The organism is Cellulomonas denverensis (genome assembly GCF_012396125.1).
In the GTDB taxonomy this organism is placed as follows: Bacteria; Actinomycetota; Actinomycetes; order Actinomycetales; family Cellulomonadaceae; genus Cellulomonas; species Cellulomonas denverensis.
On record NZ_JAAXOX010000004.1, the window covers coordinates 207701 to 225930 of the forward strand.

Sequence of the window (18230 nt, forward strand, 5' to 3'; positions counted from 1 at the left end):
GCGCGGGCACCCGGGGACGAGGGGTGCGAGATGGCACGGGTCGTGGTGGTCGGCGGCGGTTACGGGGGCGCGCGGGTCGCGTCGCTGCTGGACGGTGATGCCGACGTGACGCTGATCGAACCGAAGGACGCCTTCGTGCACGCCTCCGCGGCGCTGCGGGCGGCGGTCGACCCGGCGTGGGAGGAGCGGGTGTTCATCCCCTACGACCGGCTGCTGGAGCGCGGCACGGTGCTGCACCAGCGGGTGGAGCGCGCGGTGCCCGACCGGGTGCAGCTCGCGGACGGCCGCACGGTCGAGGCGGACTACCTGGTGCTGGCGACCGGCACCGCCTACCCGTTCCCCGCCAAGTTCATCGAGTCCGAGACCGGGGTCGCCCGGGCCCGGCTGGCCCGGATGCGCGAGGGCCTGGCCGCCGCCGAGCGGGTGCTGGTGGTCGGCGCCGGACCGGTCGGCCTGGAACTGGTCGGCGAGCTGCGCGAGCGCTACCCCGACCTGGCGATCACCGTGGTCGACAAGGAGCCGGACGCGCTCAGCACCGGGGAGTACCTGCCGGAGCTGCGCACCGCGATCCGCGAGCAGCTGACCGGGGTGGACTTCGTGCTCGGCTCCCGGCTGGGCTACCTGCCGCCGGTGGATGTCGGTGTCTACGGGCCGTTCGCGGTGGACACCCAGGACGGGGTGCGGATCGAGGCCCAGATGTGGTTCCGCTGCTACGGCAACCAGGCCGACAGCGGCTACTTCGCCGGGGACCTGGCCGATCGCCGCGACGGGCTGGGCCAGCTGCGGGTGGAGCCGACGTTGCAGGTGCGCGGGCTGCCGACGGTGTTCGCGGTCGGGGACGTCACCGACGTGCCGGAGTCCAAGCGCGCCTCGGCCGCCCGGGCGCACGCCGACGTCGTCGCGGTCAACATCCGGTCGCTGATCGCCGGTGAGCCGGCGGTCGCCACCCACGAGCCGGAGCCGGAGCGGATCGTGCTGCCGCTGGGCACCCGTGGTGGTGCCTCGCAGATCGTCGACGCCGAGGGCCGGCACCGGATCCTGGGCGCCGAGGAGACCAGCCGGATCAAGGGCCAGGACCTGTTCAGCACCGATGTCGCGGAGCTGTTCGGTCAGCTCTGAGGGCGACGGCGGCGCAGGCGGCCGATCACGAACTTCGCCACCAGGATCACGATCACCGCGTACACGGTGTAGTTGATCCAGTCCGAGTAGTGCCCGACGTCCTCCCACTGGGCGCCGAGCACGTACCCGGCGGTGACCAGCGCACTGTTCCAGACCGCCGAGCCGATCGTGGTGTACAGCAGGAACTTCGGCAGCGGCATCTTTTCCAGGCCCGCCGGGATCGACACCAGCGACCGGACCACCGGCACGCAGCGGCCGATCAGCACCGCCTGGCCGCCGTGCCGCTCGAACCAGCTCTCCGCCCGGTCCAGGTCCTCGACCTCCATCAGCGGCATCCGGTCCAGCCAGCGCCGCAACCGCTCGCGGCCGAACCAGGCACCGAGCAGGTAGAGCGCCAGTGCCCCGGTCACCGCACCCAGGGTGGCGCCGGTGATCGCCCAGAACAGCGACATGTGCCCCTGGGAGGCCACGTAGCCGGCCACCGGGAGCACCACCTCGGACGGGATGGGCGGGAACAGGTTCTCCAGGGCGACCAGCAGGCCGACACCCAGTGGGCCGAGGGCCTCGACGACGCTCACCACCCACCCGGCCAGACCGGTGAGCTCGGCACCGCCGCTCGCGGCAGCGGACAGGGACACGGCTGGGCCACCGGCCAGGGTGAGGGTCGGGTTCATCACCCCGATACTCACATGGCCGGTGGCCGAGCACTCAGTCGTTCACTGGCTCCACACGGGTCAGTTCCAGCCCGGACACCTCGCCGACCGGGCGGTCCACCCGCACGGTGTCGCCGTCGTGCACCTGTCCGGCGAGCAGCAGCCGGGCCAGCCGGTCGCCGATCTCGCGCTGGACCAGCCGGCGCAGCGGCCGGGCACCGTAGGCCGGGTCGAAGCCCTCGATCGCCAGCCACTCCCGGGCGGCCGGGGTGACCTCCAGGTGCAGCCGACGGTCCTTGAGCCGGGCGGCCAGCGAGGCCACCTGCAGGTCGACGATCTCGGTGATCTCGGCCAGGGTCAGCGGCTGGAACATCACCACGTCGTCGAGCCGGTTGAGGAACTCCGGCTTGAACTGCTGCCGGACCACCCCCATCACGGCGTCCTCCTTGGCGGACTGCTCCATCAGCGGGTCGGCCAGGAACTGCGAACCGAGGTTGGAGGTGAGGATCAGGATCACGTTCCGGAAGTCGACCGTGCGGCCCTGGCCGTCGGTCAGCCGGCCGTCGTCCAGCACCTGCAACAGGATGTCGAAGACCTCCGGGTGCGCCTTCTCCACCTCGTCCAGCAGCAGCACCGAGTAGGGCCGGCGCCGCACCGCCTCGGTGAGCTGACCACCTTCCTCGTAGCCGACGTACCCCGGCGGGGCACCGATCAGCCGGGCCACCGCGTGCCGCTCGGCGTACTCCGACATGTCGATCCGGACCATCGCCCGCTCGTCGTCGAAGAGGAAGTCGGCCAGGGCCTTGGCGAGCTCGGTCTTGCCGACGCCGGTGGGGCCGAGGAACAGGAAGGAGCCGGTCGGACGGTCCGGGTCGGAGATGCCCGCCCGGGCCCGGCGCACGGCGTCCGACACCGCGGCCACGGCGGTCTTCTGGCCGATCAGGCGCTCGCCGAGCACCTCCTCCATCCGCAGCAGCTTGGCGGTCTCGCCCTCCAGCAGCCGGCCGGCCGGGATGCCGGTCCAGGCGGCGACCACCTCGGCGATCTCGTCCGGGCCGACCTTGTCCGCGATCATCGGCGCCTCGGGCTGCGGGGCCTGCTCGGCCTGCTCCGCCTCCGCGATCTGCTTCTCGATCGCCGGGATCTCGCCGTACAACAGCCGGCCGGCCGCGGCCAGATCACCCTCGCGCTGGGCCCGGTCGGCGGCCGACCGCAGCTCGTCCAGCTTCGCCTTGAGGTCGCCGACCTGGTTGTGGCTGGCCTTCTCGGACTCCCAGCGGGCGGTCAGCCCGGCGAGCTCCTCGCGGCGGTCGGCCAGGTCGGCGCGCAGCTTCTCCAGCCGCTCCCGGCTGGCCGGGTCGTCGGCCTCGGAGAGCACGACCTCCTCCATCTCCAGCCGGGTGACCGCACGCTGCAGCTCGTCGATCTCCACCGGGGAGGAGTCCAGCTCCATCCGGAGCCGGGACGCGGCCTCGTCCACCAGGTCGATCGCCTTGTCCGGGAGCTGGCGGCCGGTGATGTACCGGTCGGACAACCCGGCGGCGGCGACCAGGGCGGCGTCGGAGATGGTCACCTTGTGGTGCGCCTCGTACCGCTCCTTCAGTCCGCGCAGGATCGCGACGGTGTCCTCCACCGACGGCTCGCCGACGAACACCTGCTGGAACCGGCGCTCCAGGGCGGGGTCCTTCTCGATCCGCTCCCGGTACTCATCCAGGGTGGTGGCGCCGACCAGCCGCAGCTCGCCGCGGGCCAGCATCGGCTTGAGCATGTTGCCGGCGTCCATCGCGCCCTCGCCGCCGGCCCCGGCACCGACCACGGTGTGCAGCTCGTCGATGAAGGTGACGACCTCGCCCTCGGAGGAGGTGATCTCCTCCAGGACGGCCTTCAACCGCTCCTCGAACTCGCCGCGGTACTTCGCCCCGGCGACCATCGCCGCCAGGTCGAGGGAGATCAGGCGCTTGCCGCGCAGTGACTCGGGCACGTCACCGGCCACGATCCGCTGGGCCAGGCCCTCGACCACGGCGGTCTTGCCCACGCCGGGCTCGCCGATCAGCACCGGGTTGTTCTTGGTCCGGCGGGACAGCACCTGGATCACCCGGCGGATCTCGGAGTCACGGCCGATCACCGGGTCCAGCTTGCCGTCGGCGGCGCGCTGGGTGAGGTCGACGCCGTACTGCTCCAGTGCCTTGAAGGTGCCCTCCGGGTTCGGGCTGCTGACCTTGCCGGTGCCGCGCACCGAGGGCAGGGCGGCGAGCAGCGCGTCCCGGGAGGCGCCCTGGCCACGCAGCGCGTCGGCGACGCCGGTCTGCCCGGCGGCCAGCGCGATCAGCAGGTGCTCGGTGGAGACGTAGTCGTCCCCGAGCGAGCGGGCCTCGTCCGAGGCGGTGTCCAGCACCGTGGCGAGCGCGCGCGAGGCGGTGGGCGGGGTGGCGGTGGAGCCGGTGGCGCTGGGCAGGCCGACCAGGACGGCGCGCACCGAGCGGCCGAGCAGCTGGCGGTCGGCGCCGACCGCGTCCAGCAGCCCGTTCGCCACGCCGCCGTCCTGCTGGAGCAGGGCGTTCAGCAGGTGGGCGGGCTCGATCTGGGGGTTGCCCGCGGCGGTCGCCTGCTGGATGGCGTCGCCGATGGCCTCCTGCGACTTGGTGGTGAACTTGGCGTCCAACTGTGTCCCTCCGTGCGTGTGGTTCCTGCTGGCCGGGCCACCGGGCTCGGCACGTCTGAGGGGTTCAACCCGAGCGAAGTTGAGTCTATTCCGCTCAACCTTGCTCCGCGAGCCGAGCGGGTGACAACGGCGACATGACTGTTGTCACGGCCGCCCGTGACGCCCTGGACGCCCGCCCGTCACCTGCCTGACACATCCCCGCGCCGGGCTTATGTCGGATTTCGTCGATTCCAGATCGGGACATAACGGGACAATCGTGGCATCTGGATGTGACTCATCTCACATCCGGCATGGATCGGATTGCCAGCCACCCGGAACCGGTCACAGTCTGGGTTGCACCCACCGGGCGACCCCGGCCGGGCGAATCACCCGCCTCCCCGTCCCGTCTCGTTCACCCGTACGAGTGACCCTCCGACGCAAGCCAGTCACAGCACGCTCCCCGCCCATCGCCGCGTCAACGTCGCCGACGGCATCCCGAGCCCCTCCGCTCCCGAGCAGCCGACGAGGTGACGTCCGTGTTCATCTTCATCCTGCAGATCCGGCACATGCTGGACGCCCAGGCCGAGCTCTACCTGTTCGCCGTGTTCTCCGGCCTGGTCTGGGCTCTCTGGCTGATCAAGGTCGGCCTGTCCCGCCGCTACCGGCCCTACCTGGAGGACCACCACGAGTCCACCAGCGTGGTCGTCCCGGTGGTGGACGAACCGCTCGACCTGTTCCGCGACGTGCTGCACCGGGTGACCGAGCAGCAGCCGGACGAGGTCATCGTCGTGATCAACGGCAAGCCCAACCCGGGACTGGTCGAGGTGTGCGAGGAGTTCGCACCCCTGGTCCGCTGGGTGCACACCCCGATCCCGGGCAAGCGCAACGCGGTCAAGATCGGCACCGAGCTGTCCCGGTACGACATCACCGTCCTGGTCGACTCGGACACGGTCTGGACCCCCGGCACCCTGCGCGAGCTGGTCAAACCCTTCGCCGACCCGAAGATCGGCGGCGTCACCACCCGGCAGCGGATCCTGGAGCCCACCCGGTCCTGGATCACCCGCTGGGCGGACTGGCTGGAGAACTCCCGTTCGCTGTACTCGATGCCGGCCCAGTCGGTGCTCGGCCAGGTCGGCTGCCTGCCCGGGCGGACCATCGCCTTCCGCCGCACGATCCTGACCCGGGTGATGGACGACTTCATGACCCAGCGGTTCATGGGCGTCTTCCTGGAGGTCTCCGACGACCGCACGCTGACCAATCTCACGCTGAAGGCCGGGTACCGCACGGTCTACCAGCACACCTCGTTGGTCTACACCGACGCCCCGTTGGAGGTCCGCAAGCTGTTCAAGCAGCAGCTGCGCTGGGCCCGCGGCAGCCAGTACAACACCCTGCGGATGCTGCCCTGGATGCTCGGGCACGCGCCGATCCTGGCGGTGTTCTTCTTGGCGGACATCGTGCTGCCGTTCCTGCTGGTCGGCACGATCGTCGGCTGGGTCTACCGGGCGGTCAGCGGCACCGGGGTGAACCTGTACCAGGCGGTGCTGGAGGCCTACGGCGCGCACGCCGGCTGGTTCTGGGTGATCGCGCTGATGGTGACCTCCTCGGTGCTGTCGATGGCGATCCGGCAGATCCGGCACCTGCAGGAGGTGCCCGGCGACTTCTTCCGGTTGCCGGTGTTCATCGTGGTGTCGACGTTCTTCCTGATGCCGGTCCGGCTGCTCGGCTTCCTGCGGATGGCGCACGCCTCCGGCTGGGGCACCCGGGCCGGTGCCTACGCCGGTGGTGATCCCGGTGCCCCGGCGGACGACCAGGGGCTGCTGGCCGAGCTGGAGCTGATGAGCCGGCCCGCGCCGGTGGACGTGGTCGACCGGGACGAGTCCCCGGCCGGGCCCGGGTCCGTCTCGCCCTGGCCGCCGGTCACGGCCGCGAGCGCCCCCGGCACCGGGACGGCGACCGGGACCCTGACCACCAGCACCGCGACCTCGACCCGCCGGGCCGCCCGCTCGGCCTCCGCGCCGGTCCCGGTTGCCACCCCGGCCCCGCCCCGCCGCCGGCTCAACCCGCTCGCCGCCATCCCGTACGTCATCGCGACCGGGATCTTCGCCCTGGAGGCGCTGCTCTATGTCTGACGCCCCGATCAAGCTGACCGGCCCCGGCACCGTCCCGGGCAAGGCCTGGTGGGCGCCCACCATGGGCCGGATGACCGCCCGTGCCCGGCTCGCCACCACCGCGATCGCCGCCGCCCTGCTGGTGATCACGCTGGTGGTGTGGAACCTGCCCACCGTGTCCCAGATCGTCACCGGGGACAGCGAACCGGCCCTGACCGCCCGGGAAGAGGAGCTGCTGGCCGAGAACCAGCGGCTGCAGGACGAGCTGGATGTCTCCCGCTCCCAGTCCGCAGCCCTGCGCGGGGTGGTCGCCGACGAGCAGGCCGCCCGCAAGAAGGGGGAGGACGCCCACGCCCAGGCGCAGGCCGAGCGCGAGGCCGCCGGGTCGTCGGGTTCGGGTTCGGGTTCGGGTTCGTCACGGTCTTCCGGGTCGGGCTCAGGTTCGGGTTCGTCCGCCGCCCGGAGCGGGTCCACCGGCACGGGCACGGCCGCCGCGAGCGCCCCGGCACCCGGTACCGAACAGGGCGCCGCCAACCCGCAGGCGCCCCAGCCCGCCGACCCGGCCGCGCCCGGTCCGCAGACCCCGCCCACCGCACCGGCCAAGGCCGAGCTGCTCGACCCGGACACCCGGTACTTCGGGATGTACACCGAGCAGGCGCCGTTCAACTGGGCCACCTTCGACGACGCCGCCCAGCAGGTCGAGCACCGGCAGAACATGGTCGGCTACTTCGGCGGCTGGGACCAGGACTTCCGGGCGAATGCCGTCACCCGGTCCTGGGAGCGCGGGCTGCTGCCGATGCTGACCTGGGAGTCCCGGCCGATCAACGCCCAGAATGATGTGGTCGAGGAGCCGGACTACACCCTGCCCAAGATCATCGACGGGGAGTTCGACGCCTATCTGACCCAGTACGCCCGCGACATCGTCGCCACCGGCCTGCCGCTCGCCATCCGGCTCGATCACGAGATGAACGGCACCTGGTACCCGTGGTCGGAGACCACCGCCTCCGGCGGGTCGATCAACGGCAACCGGCCCGGCGACTACGTGCGGATGTGGCAGCACGTGCACGACATCTTCGAGGCCAACGGCGCGAACGAGTACGTGATCTGGGTCTGGGCGCCGAACATCATCAACAACCTGCCCGCCTCGCAGCAGGGGCTGGACACCCTGCAGGGCCTCTACCCCGGCGACGACTACGTGGACTGGGTCGGGGTGTCCGGCTACCAGCGCCCGCCGATCCGCGACGGCAACGACTCGACCTTCGCGTACACCTTCGACCGGACGCTGAACCAGCTCCGGCAGCTCACCGACAAGAAGATCCTGCTGGCCGAGGTCGGCGCCTCCGAGACCGGCGGCACCAAACCGGCCTGGATCCGGTCGTTCTTCCAGGGCTTCGACCCCGGGCGCAACGACGACGTGATCGGCTTCACCTGGTTCAACCTGGCGGTGACCACCTACGTCAGTGGCCAGCTGTCCACCAACGACTGGCGGGTCGGCTCCCGGGCCAACAGCAAGGCGGCCTTCGCCGACGGGATCGCCGACCCGGCCCGCAACTTCGGCGGTGAGTCGCTACGCGCCGCCGAGGAACCCTCGACCGCGCAGGCCCAGCTCACGGCGCCCACGGCCCCGGCCGCGACCGCCGCACCCTCCCCCACCGCCACCCCGGAACCAGCTCCCACCGCGACGGCCACACCCGATCCCACCCCCGCACCGACCCCGTCACCCAGCACCACTGGCGGCACCCCGTGAACCGCCGCCGCACCCGCCGCCGCCCCACCGCCGAGGAGTCCGCCATGAACGACCCGTTCCTGTCCGCCGCCGAACTGTCCGCCGGCACCGACCCCGGACCCGCCCTCACCGATCCGTCCACCGCGCCGGTCCGGATCGCCGTCTTCGGCACCGGCTACCTGGGCGCCACCCACGCCGTCGCGATGGCCGAACTCGGCTTCGAGGTCTGGGGCGCCGACACCGATCAGGCCAAGGTCGACGCCCTGGCCGCCGGGAAGGTGCCGTTCTACGAGCCCGGCCTGGACCCGCTGCTGGCCACCCACCTGGACAGCGGCCGGATCCGGTTCAGCACCGACCTGGCCGCCGCGGCCGCCTGGGGGGATGTGCACTTCATCTGCGTCGGCACTCCCCAGCAGAAGACTTCACACGCCGCGAACCTGTCCTACGTGGAGTCCGCGGCCACCACCATCGCCCGGAATCTGACCAAGGACGCCCTGATCGTCGGCAAGTCCACCGTGCCGGTCGGCACCGCGGCGCGGCTGCGCGAGCTGGTCGCGGCCGAGGCGCCCGCCGGGGTCCGGGTCGAGCTGGTCTGGAACCCGGAGTTCCTGCGCGAGGGAAAAGCGGTGGCCGACACCCTGCACCCGGACCGGATCGTGATCGGCGGCGCGGGGCCCAGCGCCGAGGCGACGCTGCGTGAGGTCTACGCCGGGCCGATCGCCGAGGGCACCCCGGTAGTGGTGACCGACCTGCCGACCGCCGAGCTGGTCAAGGTGTCGGCCAATGCGTTCCTGGCGACCAAGATCAGCTTCATCAACGCGATCGCCGGGGTGTGCGAGGCGGCCGGGGCGGATGTCACCGTGCTGGCCGACGCCCTGGGCCACGACAGCCGGATCGGCCGCCAGTTCCTGGACGCCGGGCTGGGCTTCGGCGGCGGCTGCCTGCCCAAGGACATCCGCGCGCTGATGCACCGGGCGAACGAGCTCGGCGCGCACCGGGCCTCGGCGCTGCTGCAGCAGGTGGACGAGATCAACATGGGCCAGCGCGAGCGGGTGCTGGACCTGGCGGTGCGGGCCTGCGGCGGGTCGGTGCTGAACCGGCGGATCGGCGTGCTCGGTGCCGCGTTCAAGCCGCACACCGACGACGTCCGGGACTCCCCGGCACTGAACGTCGCCGCGGCTCTGCACCTGCGCGGCGCCCAGGTCACGGTGTTCGACCCGCAGGCCGGGGACACCGCCCGCCGGTCCTTCCCGACCCTGTCCTACGCGACCAGCGTCGAGGAGGCGGTGGAGGGCACCGACGTGGTCCTGGTGCTCACCGAGTGGGAGCAGTTCACCGCCGCCGATCCGGCCGCCCTGGCATCGCTGACCGCCGCGCCGCGGGTGATCGATGCCCGGGGCAAGCTCGACCCGGCCGCCTGGCGCGGGGCGGGCTGGGAGTTCGCCGGCCTGGGACGTAGTGCCCCCGTGGCGGCCTGATCAGGACCGGCGCACGCATCGAGGGTGCCGGGTTGCCCCCGAACGGGTGACCCAGCACCCTCGATGCTGACAGGGTGATCAGTCCTGTTGCCCGCCGTCGAAGGAGACCGCCATGACCGTGCGCGACCTGCCCTGGCCGGAGGGCACCCCGTCCTCCGTCGAACTCAGTGCCCCGGACCTGGCGGCGGCGGAGGCGTTCTACGGCCCGCTGTTCGGCTGGACCTTCGACCGGGCGCCGGCCGAGATGAACCACTACACCACCGCCCTGCTGCACGGCCGGCCCGCCGCGGCGTTCAACCCGCCGATCCCGGGCACGCACACCGCGCCCGGCTGGCTGACCCACCTGTCCACCCAGGACGCCGCCGCCGCGGTCGAGCGGGCCACCGCCGCCGGTGCCCAGGTGCTGCTGGCCCCGCTGCCGGTGATGGAGTTCGGCACCCTGGCGGTGCTGGCCGACCCACTGGGCGCGGTGTTCGCGCTCTGGCAGCCGGGGACGCAGATCGGCGCCGGGATCGTCAACGAGCCGGGCGCGATGATCTGGAACGAGCACTTCTCCCGGGACCTCCCCGCCGCCCAGGAGTTCTACCGCGCGCTGTTCGGGTACCACTACACCGCGCTACCCGGTGAGATGGAGTACGCCACCTTCGACACCGGTGAGCGCGAGCTCGGCGGCATGGGCGGCGTCGACCAGGACGCCGGGTGGATGGCCACCTTCGCCGTGGCGGACACCGATGCGGCCGTGGCCACCGTCCTCGCCCGGGGCGGGTCGCTGTTCCTGGAAGCGGAGGACAGCCCGTTCGGCCGGGTCGCCGGGGTGATCGGGCCGTTCGGCGAACGGTTCTACCTGATCTCCACCGACGAGCCCAGCACCCCGGAGGCCTGAGATGCGTGCACCCCTGATCGCGGCCGGAGCCGTCCTGGCCCTGCTGCTGACCGCCTGCGGTGGCGGGACCGACGCCGGCGACGACACCACCGCCGGTAGCGACGACACCGGCAGCACCGCCGTCGCCACCCCCGACCCCTCGGAGTCCGCGCCGACCCTGGACCTGACCGCCGGGGCGACCATCGTCGGTCTGCCGGCCGAGCTGGGCACCCCACCCACCGGAGCCGCCGCGGGCGCCGCCCGGACCAGCGACGACGGACTGATCACGGTGGTCACCTTCGGCTCCTCCACCTGCCCCCAGGTGCCGGACCCGCAGGCCACCGGCGCCGACGGGACGGTGACGGTCAGCTTCCCGGAGCCGACCGACGGCCCGTGCACCCTGGACTACGTGCCGGCCAGCAGCGTGGTGGCCCTGCCCGAGTCGCCGGGGGACGGTGACCTGACGGTCACGATCGGCGACTGGGGCACCGTCACGCTGCCCGCCGGTTCCACCGAGGCGGTCTGGGTCACCGACTGAGGGCGGCACTACCCTCGACGCCGTGATCCCTCCCGACCAGCGACCCGGCAGCGACTTCCATCCCGCGCCCCAGCTGCCGGGCGGCCGGATCCGCACGTTCCACCCCCGGCGTGCCCCGCTCGGCGTGCGCCGGACCGAGGCGCTGGAACGACTGTGGCCGCGGTACGGGGTCTCGGTGCACGACCCGGAGCTCGGCCTGCCGCCGCTGACCGAGGCCGGGACGCTGGACACGGTCGCGCTGTTCGGGCGCTCCGCCCCGCTGGTGGTGGAGATCGGCTCCGGGATGGGCGACGCCACCGCCGCGATGGCCGCCGCCGACCCCGACCGGGACTACCTCGCGGTGGAGGTGCACCTGCCGGGGATCGCGCACCTGCTGACCCTGATCGAGCAGGGCGGGCTGACCAACGTCCGGCTGGCGCACGGTGACGCCCTGGACCTGTTGCGGACCCGGATCGCGCCGGACTCGCTGGATGCGGTGCACGTGTTCTTCCCCGACCCCTGGCCGAAGGCCCGGCACCACAAGCGCCGGATCATCATCCCGGAGCACGTGGCGCTGATCCGGTCCCGGCTGCGGCCCGGCGGCACCCTGGTCTGCGCCACCGACTGGGAGCCCTACGCCGAGCAGATGCGCGAGGTGCTGGACGCCGACCCCGGGCTGACCAACCCCCACGGCGGCTGGGCACCCCGGCAGGCGGCCCGGCCGGTGACCCGGTTCGAGCAGCGCGGGGTGGACGCGGGCCGGGTGATCCGGGACCTGGTCGCGGTCCGGGTGTAGCCGGTCGGGTCTGGGCCTAGCCGATCGGGCCCGGGTCTAGCCCGCTCCCTCATCGAGAGTGCACGAATGCACGCCTCCGGGGCCGGGAGGCGTGCATTTGTGCACTCTCGGCGAGACGGGGACGGGCAGCGGGCCGCACGCACCACCCTCGGTCAGGTCCGGGTGGCTGGTCCGGGCCCACGATGCGGCCGGTCACGCCGGGGATTGCCCGGTGAGCTCCCCGATCCGGACCACCCGGTCCGCGGTCCGCACCGCACCGGGTCGGTGCGCGATCACCAGCACCGTCCGGCCCCGGCACACCTCGGCCAGCGCGTCCTGGATCTCCGCCTCGGTCGCCACGTCCAGCTGGCTGGTCGCCTCGTCCAGGACCAGCACCGGTGCGTCCAGCAGCAGCGCCCGCGCGATGGCCAGGCGCTGGCGCTGCCCGCCGGACAACCGCTCGCCCAGCTCCCCGACCCGGGTGTCGTACCCGTCCGGCATCGCCATGATCGCCTCGTGCAGCGCGGCCCGGCGGCAGGCCTGTTCCAGCTCCGCGTCGGTGGCGTCCGGGGCGGCCAGCCGCAGGTTCGCGGCCAGGGTGTCGTTGAACAGGTAGGTGCTCTGCCCGACCACCGCCACGTGCCGGCGCAGATCGGCCAGCGCCACCTCGCGCAGGTCCACCCCGCCGAGCAGCACCCGGCCGCCCTGCGGGTCCCAGGCCCGGGTGAGCAGGTTGACCAGGGTCGACTTGCCCGAGCCGGAGGGACCGACCACCGCGGTGGTGGTGCCGGCCGGGATGGTCAGGCTCACCCCGTCCAGCACCGGACCGGCGGCGCGGGCCCGGGTGGGCAGCGCGTCGTCCGGGTCGAGGGCCGGTGCCGGGTAACCGAAGGTCACGTCCTCGAACCGGATGTCCAGCGGCCCGTCCGGCAATCGGACCGGGTCGGCCGGGTCGGCGGTGGCCGGGGCGGCGTCGGTGATCCGCCAGATCCGGCGCGCGGCGGCGAAGGCCTGCTCCAGATCCGGGGCGACGTCCTCCACCGCGAGCACCGGGGTGAACACCGCGAGTGCGACCACCACCGCCAGCACCAGCTCCGGCCAGTCCAGCACCCCCGCCGACACCCGGGCGGCGCCGGCCAGCGCGACCGTGACCACCGCGGCGAGCACCAGCACCGCGTTGGCGGCCCGGCGGCGGGCGGTCCAGACCGCCAGCACGTCCAGCCCGGCGGCGGCGCCCCGGCCCAGCTCGGCGGCCTGCTCCCGGCGGCGCCCGGCCGCCCCGAAGGCCAGCACCTCGCGCACGCCCTGCACGGACTCGGTGACCGCCTGGGCCAGCCGGCCGCGCTCGCCCCGCACCCGGGCGGCGGCGTCCGCGCTCGGTCCGCGGCCCCAGGCGGGCACCACCGCACCGACCAGCAGCAGGAACGGCGCCAGCACCAGGGCGAGCAGCGGGTCGGTGGCGATGGCCAACGCGACCAGCGTCCCGACCGGCACCAGCACCGCACTGATCGCCGGCACCAGGGTGTGCGCGAAGAACACCTCCACCTTGTCCACATCCTTGGTGGCGCGGTTGACCAGGTCGCCGGTGCGGCGGGACAGCACCCCGGCCGGCGACTGCGGCGCGAGCCGGTCGTAGAAGTCCACCCGCAGCATGGCCAGCGCGCGGAAGGCGACCGCGTGCCCGGCGAACTGCTCCAGGTAGCGCAGCACCCCCTTGACCAGGGACAGCACCACCAGGGTCCAGACCGTCGGGGCGATGGCCGCCTCCGGGTCGGTCGCGACCCGGGCCACCCCGGCGGCGGCCACCGCGAGCAGCGCGATCCCGAGCGACTGGCCGATCACCCGGCAGACCAGGGACAGCCCGAGCGGGGGGAGGACCGGGCGGCCGAACCGGATCAGCCGGCGGGAGATCTGGGCCCGGGTCAGCTCCGGGGCGATGGTGGTGCTCATCGGTTCTCCCCTCCGATCCCGGACAGGTCCAGCGCGCGGGCGTAGTACGAGTCGATGCTGCCGAGCTGGTCCGGTGGGCCCTGTTCGACGATCCGGCCCTCGGCCAGCACCAGCACCTGGTCGGCGCCGCGGACCGTGCTCAACCGGTGCGCGACCAGCAGCACGGTGCGGCCCTGCCCGGCACGGTCCAGCGCCTCGATCAGCGCCGACTCCGAGGCGGCGTCCACCTGGCTGGTCGGCTCGTCCAGCACCAGGATCGGCGCGTCCTTCAGCAGGGCCCGGGCGACCGCCAGTCGCTGGGCCTGCCCGCCGGACAGCGACAAGCCACGTTCGCCGACCCGGGTCGCCAGCCCGTCCGGGAACCGGCGCACGTCATCGGCCAGGTTCGCCTCGGCCAGCACGTGCCAGAGCAGGTCGTCGCCGGCGTCCGGGTCGGCCAGCCGGAGGTTGTCCGCCAGGCTGCCGGTGAACAGATAGGTGCTCTGCGCGACGACGGCGGTCTGCGCCCGCACCCAGTCGGTCGGCACCGTGGTGGCGTCGTGCCCGGCCACCCGCACCATCCCGGCGGTCGGCCGCAGCTGGGCCTGCACCAGCGCGGCCACCGTGCTCTTGCCGGAGCCGGAGGGTCCGATCAGGGCGACCCGGCCGCCGACCGGCACGGTGAAGCTGACCTGGTGCAGCACCGGGGCGCCGCCGGGGTAGGCGAAGTCCACCCGGTCCAGCGCCAGTGCCTCGTCCGGGTCGGCACCGGCCGGCACCCGCACCCCGGGGGCGTCCTCGACCGCCGCATGCTGGGCGAGCACGGTGTCGATCTCCCGGACCGCGGCCCGGCCGCCCATCCCGATGTAGAAGAACTGCCCCACCCGGTCCAGCGGCTCCAGCAGCACGGTGGAGATCAGCACGACGGCGACCGCCTGGCCCGGGGTGATCGCGCCGTCCCGCAGCCGGACCATCGCCAGCCCCGCGGCGGAGGTGACCATCAGCAGCGAGAACGAGGAGTCGATCACCAGCAGCACCAGCTGGTTGCCGGCCAGCAGCCGCATCACCTGGCGGCGCAGCTCCTCGGCGGAGCGGGCCAGCTCGGCGCCCTTGGCGCGGGCCCGGCCGAAGGCGGTGGCGGTGGGCAGGCCCTGGATCGCGTCCAGGTACTGCGCGGCGAACCGGCGCGAGGTCACCCGGTACCGGCCGGACACGCCGCGGAACAGCTTCTGGAACCCGCCGACCAGCAGCGGGATCCCGGGCAACGCCACCGCCAGCCACAGGGCGATCACCGGGTCGACGGCCACCCCAAGGCCGACCAACGCCACCACCGGCACGGTCATCGACGCCAGGATCGGCCACCGGAAGGTCGCCTCGTAGTTCGCCGCCCGCTCGACCCCGTCGGTGGCGGTGCTGACGAACCGGCCCGAGCGCTCCTGGGTCCGGTAGGCCACGCCCAGGCGGAACAGCTGGTCCAGCAGCACGTCCCGGCGCTCGTCCTCGCGGGGCCCGACCGCGCCCAGGCTCAGCCGCGGACCGGCGTAGGCGCTGAGCGCGAGGCCGAGGGCGGCGACCACCAGCACCACCAGCGCGGCGGCGGACGGGGTGGTGCCGAGCCGGGCGGACTCCAGCACCGCACCGAGCGCCAGGTAGGCGGCGGTGGTGCAGGCGGCGACCAGCCAGGTCAGCACGGCGGGCAGTACGACCACCCGGCGGGGCAGCGGCGGGGTGGGGACCACCGGCGGGCCGGCCGGGGCGGCCGGACGGCCGGGATCACCGGGGGTGGCGGAGGTGCCTGCGGGGTGACCGGGGCGGCGGGGGTGGCCCGGTGCGGCACCGGGGTGACCGGCGGGCGGCGGGGCGGAGCTCATCGGGGGTCCTCAGGGGGTCGTGCGCAGCGGTGCGGCGGGGGTGGTGGCTGCAGTTCCGGGGGCCACCCTGCCACGGGCGGCGGCGGAACGGCGGCGCAGCAGCAGGACCAGGGCGGTCGCCGCCCCGGCCACCAGCAGCAGGGTGGACAACGCGGCCCAGGGCACTGCGATCACGGAGGTCTCGGCGCCGGCGGTGACCGTCGCGCCGTTGCCCGTCCCGACCGTGCTGCCCTGCGCCTGGACCCGGATGTCGGCCCGGCCCCAGGTGTGCACGCCGGTCACGGTGACCTCTCGGTCCAGCGCGGAGCCGGCCAGCACCTCGACCGGTTCGGTGCCGGACACGTCGACCACCCGGGCGTCGCCGATCAGGCCGGAGACCGCGACCGCGTCGGTGGGCAGCAGCCGGGTGTTGCCGGTGTTGGTCAGCCGGTAGCGGATCACCAGGGTGTCCCCGGCCAGCGGGTTCAGGGCGGGGTGCCGTTCCACGGTCAGGCCGGTGACGGTCAGCCCGGGGGCCAGTTCCCCGGTGACCCGGATGTGCATCCGCAGGGCCAGGCGGCGGTCCAGGCGGACGGTGCCGTCGTCGCCGGTGGCGGCGGACAGTGAGGTGAGGATGCCGCCGGAGTGGTCGCCGGGGGTGGCGTCGGCCGGGACGGTGACGGTGAACGGCACCGCGACGGTCTGCCCGGCCGGGACGTCGATCTCCGCCGTGTCCGGGACGATCCAGGTGCCGAGGTCCATCGAGGGCTGGTCGGCGGGCAGCAGGTCGAGCTGGCCGGAGGTGGTGGTCAGCCCGTCCGCGCCGTAGACGGCCAGGTGCAGGTCGGTGCCGCCGCGGTTGGTCACCTCCAGCACGTCGTGCAGCACCGCGCCGGGGTCGAGCTGGTAGGCGTAGTTCGCCCGGTCGGTGCCGTGTTCGGTGTCGCCGGGGGCCACCCCCCAGGTCACCGACGCACCGTCGGCCGTGGGGGCGGCCGACGCCGTCGCCGTCGCGGTGGGCAGCAGGGCGAGCAGCAGCCCGGCCAGCAATGCCGCACCGCGCAGGCGGCGGGTGAACGGAACGGGGGCGTCCACGGCCTCAGCCCACCACCGTGAGGGTCAGCACCCCGGTGTAGTCGCCGGCGGCGGTGTCCCGCGGCACGGACAGCTGCAGTGCGGCGTCCACCGAGACGCTGCCGGCGGCGTGCCCGGCCGGTGCGGACACCAGGGTGCTGGCGGCGGACAGGCCGGAGCCCGAGCCCGCGGTCACGGCCGGACCGGCCACGGCGCCGACGGTGTTGTCGACCAGCGCCGGGGTCCAGCCCAGGGCCGAGCCGGCGAAGCTGGCGCTGCCGGAGCTGAAGGTCCCGGCCGAGCCGTTCACGGTCCAGGCACCCGCGGAGCTGCGGGTGTCGGAGACGGTGACCCGGTTCAGGGTGCCGGTGGCCACGAAGGCGTCCGTGGTGGCCTGGGCGGTGCCGAGGTTGACCCGGGTGTCCGGGTTCTGCACGGTCCAGGTCAGCTCGCCCTCGCCGGGGGTGCCCGGGTCGGTGTCCTCGGGGATGGTCACCCCGAGGTCGAGGTCCTGGTCCGTGCCCGGGGTGGTGCCGGGGCCGGTGCCGTCCTCGGCGGTCCAGGACACCGACAGCGGCGTGGCGACCTTGCGCGGGTCCGCGGAGCTGCCGGAGGAGTACCAGTAGGACGACTGGCCGGTCTTGGCCTGGAAGTCGACGAACGACTGCGGGAAGGCGCCCCAGGAGTCGCCGGTGCGGGCCTGCGTGCCGGAGGCCGGGGTGACCTCCACGCCCAGGTAGTCCGGGGTGACGACGAAGCCGTCGGCGTCCACGGTCACGTCGCTGAGGTCCGCCAGCACCACCTGCTCGGGCGCCAGCTCGACCCACTGCGACTGGTCGTCCATCGAGGTGCCGTACCCGGAGGCGGTGGCGGTGAGCTGCCCGGTGCCGCCGGAGACGGTGAGCACCGGGTCGGACAGCGTCCAGTAGGTCATCCCGCCGTAGAACGCGACGGTCAGGTCGCCGTCCCAGGCGATCGAGGCGGTGCCCGCCGCGGTGTCGACCGTGCCGGTGCCGGCGGTGAACACCCCGACCGAACCGGTGCTGCCGCCGACCGCGACGGCCGCGCCGGTGGCGGTCTGGCACTTGGTGGCCCAGGTGGCGACCGCAGTGCCGTCGGGGGTGTCCTTGACCACCGAGACGTTCCCGGCCTGGCCGGCGTAGAACCCGTCGGCCTCGGTCCAGGTGCGCGAGGAGCCGGTGTTCCCGGCCTTGCCCGCGGACAGGAAGTTGCAGCCACCGAAGTAGGCGCCGGAGTTCGCCTCGGTGTTCAGGCCCCAGCGCAGCTCGACGCCGTCGACGCTGGTGGCGGCCTGGGCGGGCAGCGCGGTGGCCACGGCCACCCCGAGCCCGAGGGTGACCGTGCCGAGCACCGCCGACCAGCGGTGCCGGGCCCGATTCTCCCGAAGAGCCATCGTCAGTTCCTCTCGTCTGCCGGTCCGGGTGGACCGGCGCCGACCGCGCGCCCCACAGCGCACGGTTCTCCGGTGAGGCACCCG

General features: G+C 73.5%; 13 protein-coding genes. 7 read left to right on the forward strand and 6 right to left on the reverse strand.

The genetic code is table 11. From position 1 onward, the window contains the following. Positions 1-30: 30 nt before the first annotated feature. Positions 31-1119 carry an FAD-dependent oxidoreductase gene (locus HGA03_RS10255; RefSeq protein ID WP_168630164.1) on the forward strand — a complete coding sequence of 363 codons (1089 nt, stop codon included), beginning with the start codon at positions 31-33 and terminating at the stop codon, positions 1117-1119. Here HGA03_RS10255 and HGA03_RS10260 read toward each other — a convergent pair. Further along, on the reverse strand, positions 1110-1793 hold the full coding sequence (locus tag HGA03_RS10260) for a DedA family protein (protein WP_168630165.1): 684 nt from the start codon (positions 1791-1793) through the stop codon (positions 1110-1112). The two genes, HGA03_RS10255 and HGA03_RS10260, sit on opposite strands and share 10 nt — an antisense overlap. 34 nt (positions 1794-1827) lie before the next feature. Beyond that, positions 1828-4434 (reverse strand): ATP-dependent chaperone ClpB, encoded by a 2607-nt coding sequence (gene clpB / locus HGA03_RS10265; RefSeq protein WP_168630166.1) that lies wholly within the window; start codon positions 4432-4434, stop codon positions 1828-1830. 515 nt (positions 4435-4949) lie between these two features. On the opposite strand from clpB, the gene HGA03_RS10270 reads away from it, so the two are divergent. The 6 genes from HGA03_RS10270 to trmB all read left to right on the forward strand — a co-directional run bounded on the left by HGA03_RS10270 (position 4950) and on the right by trmB (position 11900). Continuing rightward, positions 4950-6542 (forward strand): glycosyltransferase family 2 protein, encoded by a 1593-nt coding sequence (locus tag HGA03_RS10270; protein ID WP_168630167.1) that lies wholly within the window; start codon positions 4950-4952, stop codon positions 6540-6542. Continuing rightward, complete coding sequence (locus tag HGA03_RS10275) at positions 6535-8268, forward strand: glycoside hydrolase family 26 protein (RefSeq protein WP_168630168.1); 1734 nt, start codon at positions 6535-6537, stop codon at positions 8266-8268. Before HGA03_RS10270 ends, HGA03_RS10275 begins: the two co-directional genes overlap by 8 nt. 44 nt (positions 8269-8312) lie before the next feature. Beyond that, positions 8313-9725 (forward strand): UDP-glucose dehydrogenase family protein, encoded by a 1413-nt coding sequence (locus tag HGA03_RS10280; protein ID WP_168630169.1) that lies wholly within the window; start codon positions 8313-8315, stop codon positions 9723-9725. 112 nt (positions 9726-9837) lie between these two features. Further along, entirely contained in the window at positions 9838-10608 is a 771-nt protein-coding gene (locus HGA03_RS10285; protein ID WP_168630170.1) for a VOC family protein, read from the forward strand. Between the two features lies 1 nt (position 10609). Next, on the forward strand, positions 10610-11125 hold the full coding sequence (locus tag HGA03_RS10290) for a hypothetical protein (protein WP_168630171.1): 516 nt from the start codon (positions 10610-10612) through the stop codon (positions 11123-11125). Between the two features lie 22 nt (positions 11126-11147). Then, complete coding sequence (gene trmB, locus HGA03_RS10295; protein WP_308439718.1) at positions 11148-11900, forward strand: tRNA (guanosine(46)-N7)-methyltransferase TrmB; 753 nt, start codon at positions 11148-11150, stop codon at positions 11898-11900. A 192-nt stretch (positions 11901-12092) separates the two neighbouring features. Here trmB and cydC read toward each other — a convergent pair whose 3' ends face one another. The 4 genes from cydC to HGA03_RS10315 are packed head-to-tail and all read right to left on the reverse strand — an operon-like array spanning position 12093 to position 18146. Continuing rightward, positions 12093-13829: a thiol reductant ABC exporter subunit CydC gene (gene cydC, locus HGA03_RS10300; protein WP_168630172.1), complete on the reverse strand. Its 1737-nt coding sequence runs from the start codon at positions 13827-13829 to the stop codon at positions 12093-12095. Further along, entirely contained in the window at positions 13826-15679 is a 1854-nt protein-coding gene (locus HGA03_RS10305; protein WP_168630173.1) for an ABC transporter ATP-binding protein/permease, read from the reverse strand. Before HGA03_RS10305 ends, cydC begins: the two co-directional genes overlap by 4 nt. 9 nt (positions 15680-15688) lie before the next feature. Continuing rightward, entirely contained in the window at positions 15689-16753 is a 1065-nt protein-coding gene (locus HGA03_RS10310; protein ID WP_168630174.1) for a WxL protein peptidoglycan domain-containing protein, read from the reverse strand. Positions 16754-16757: 4 nt separating this feature from the next. After that, on the reverse strand, positions 16758-18146 hold the full coding sequence (locus HGA03_RS10315) for an HtaA domain-containing protein (RefSeq protein WP_168630175.1): 1389 nt from the start codon (positions 18144-18146) through the stop codon (positions 16758-16760). Positions 18147-18230 lie beyond the last annotated feature (84 nt).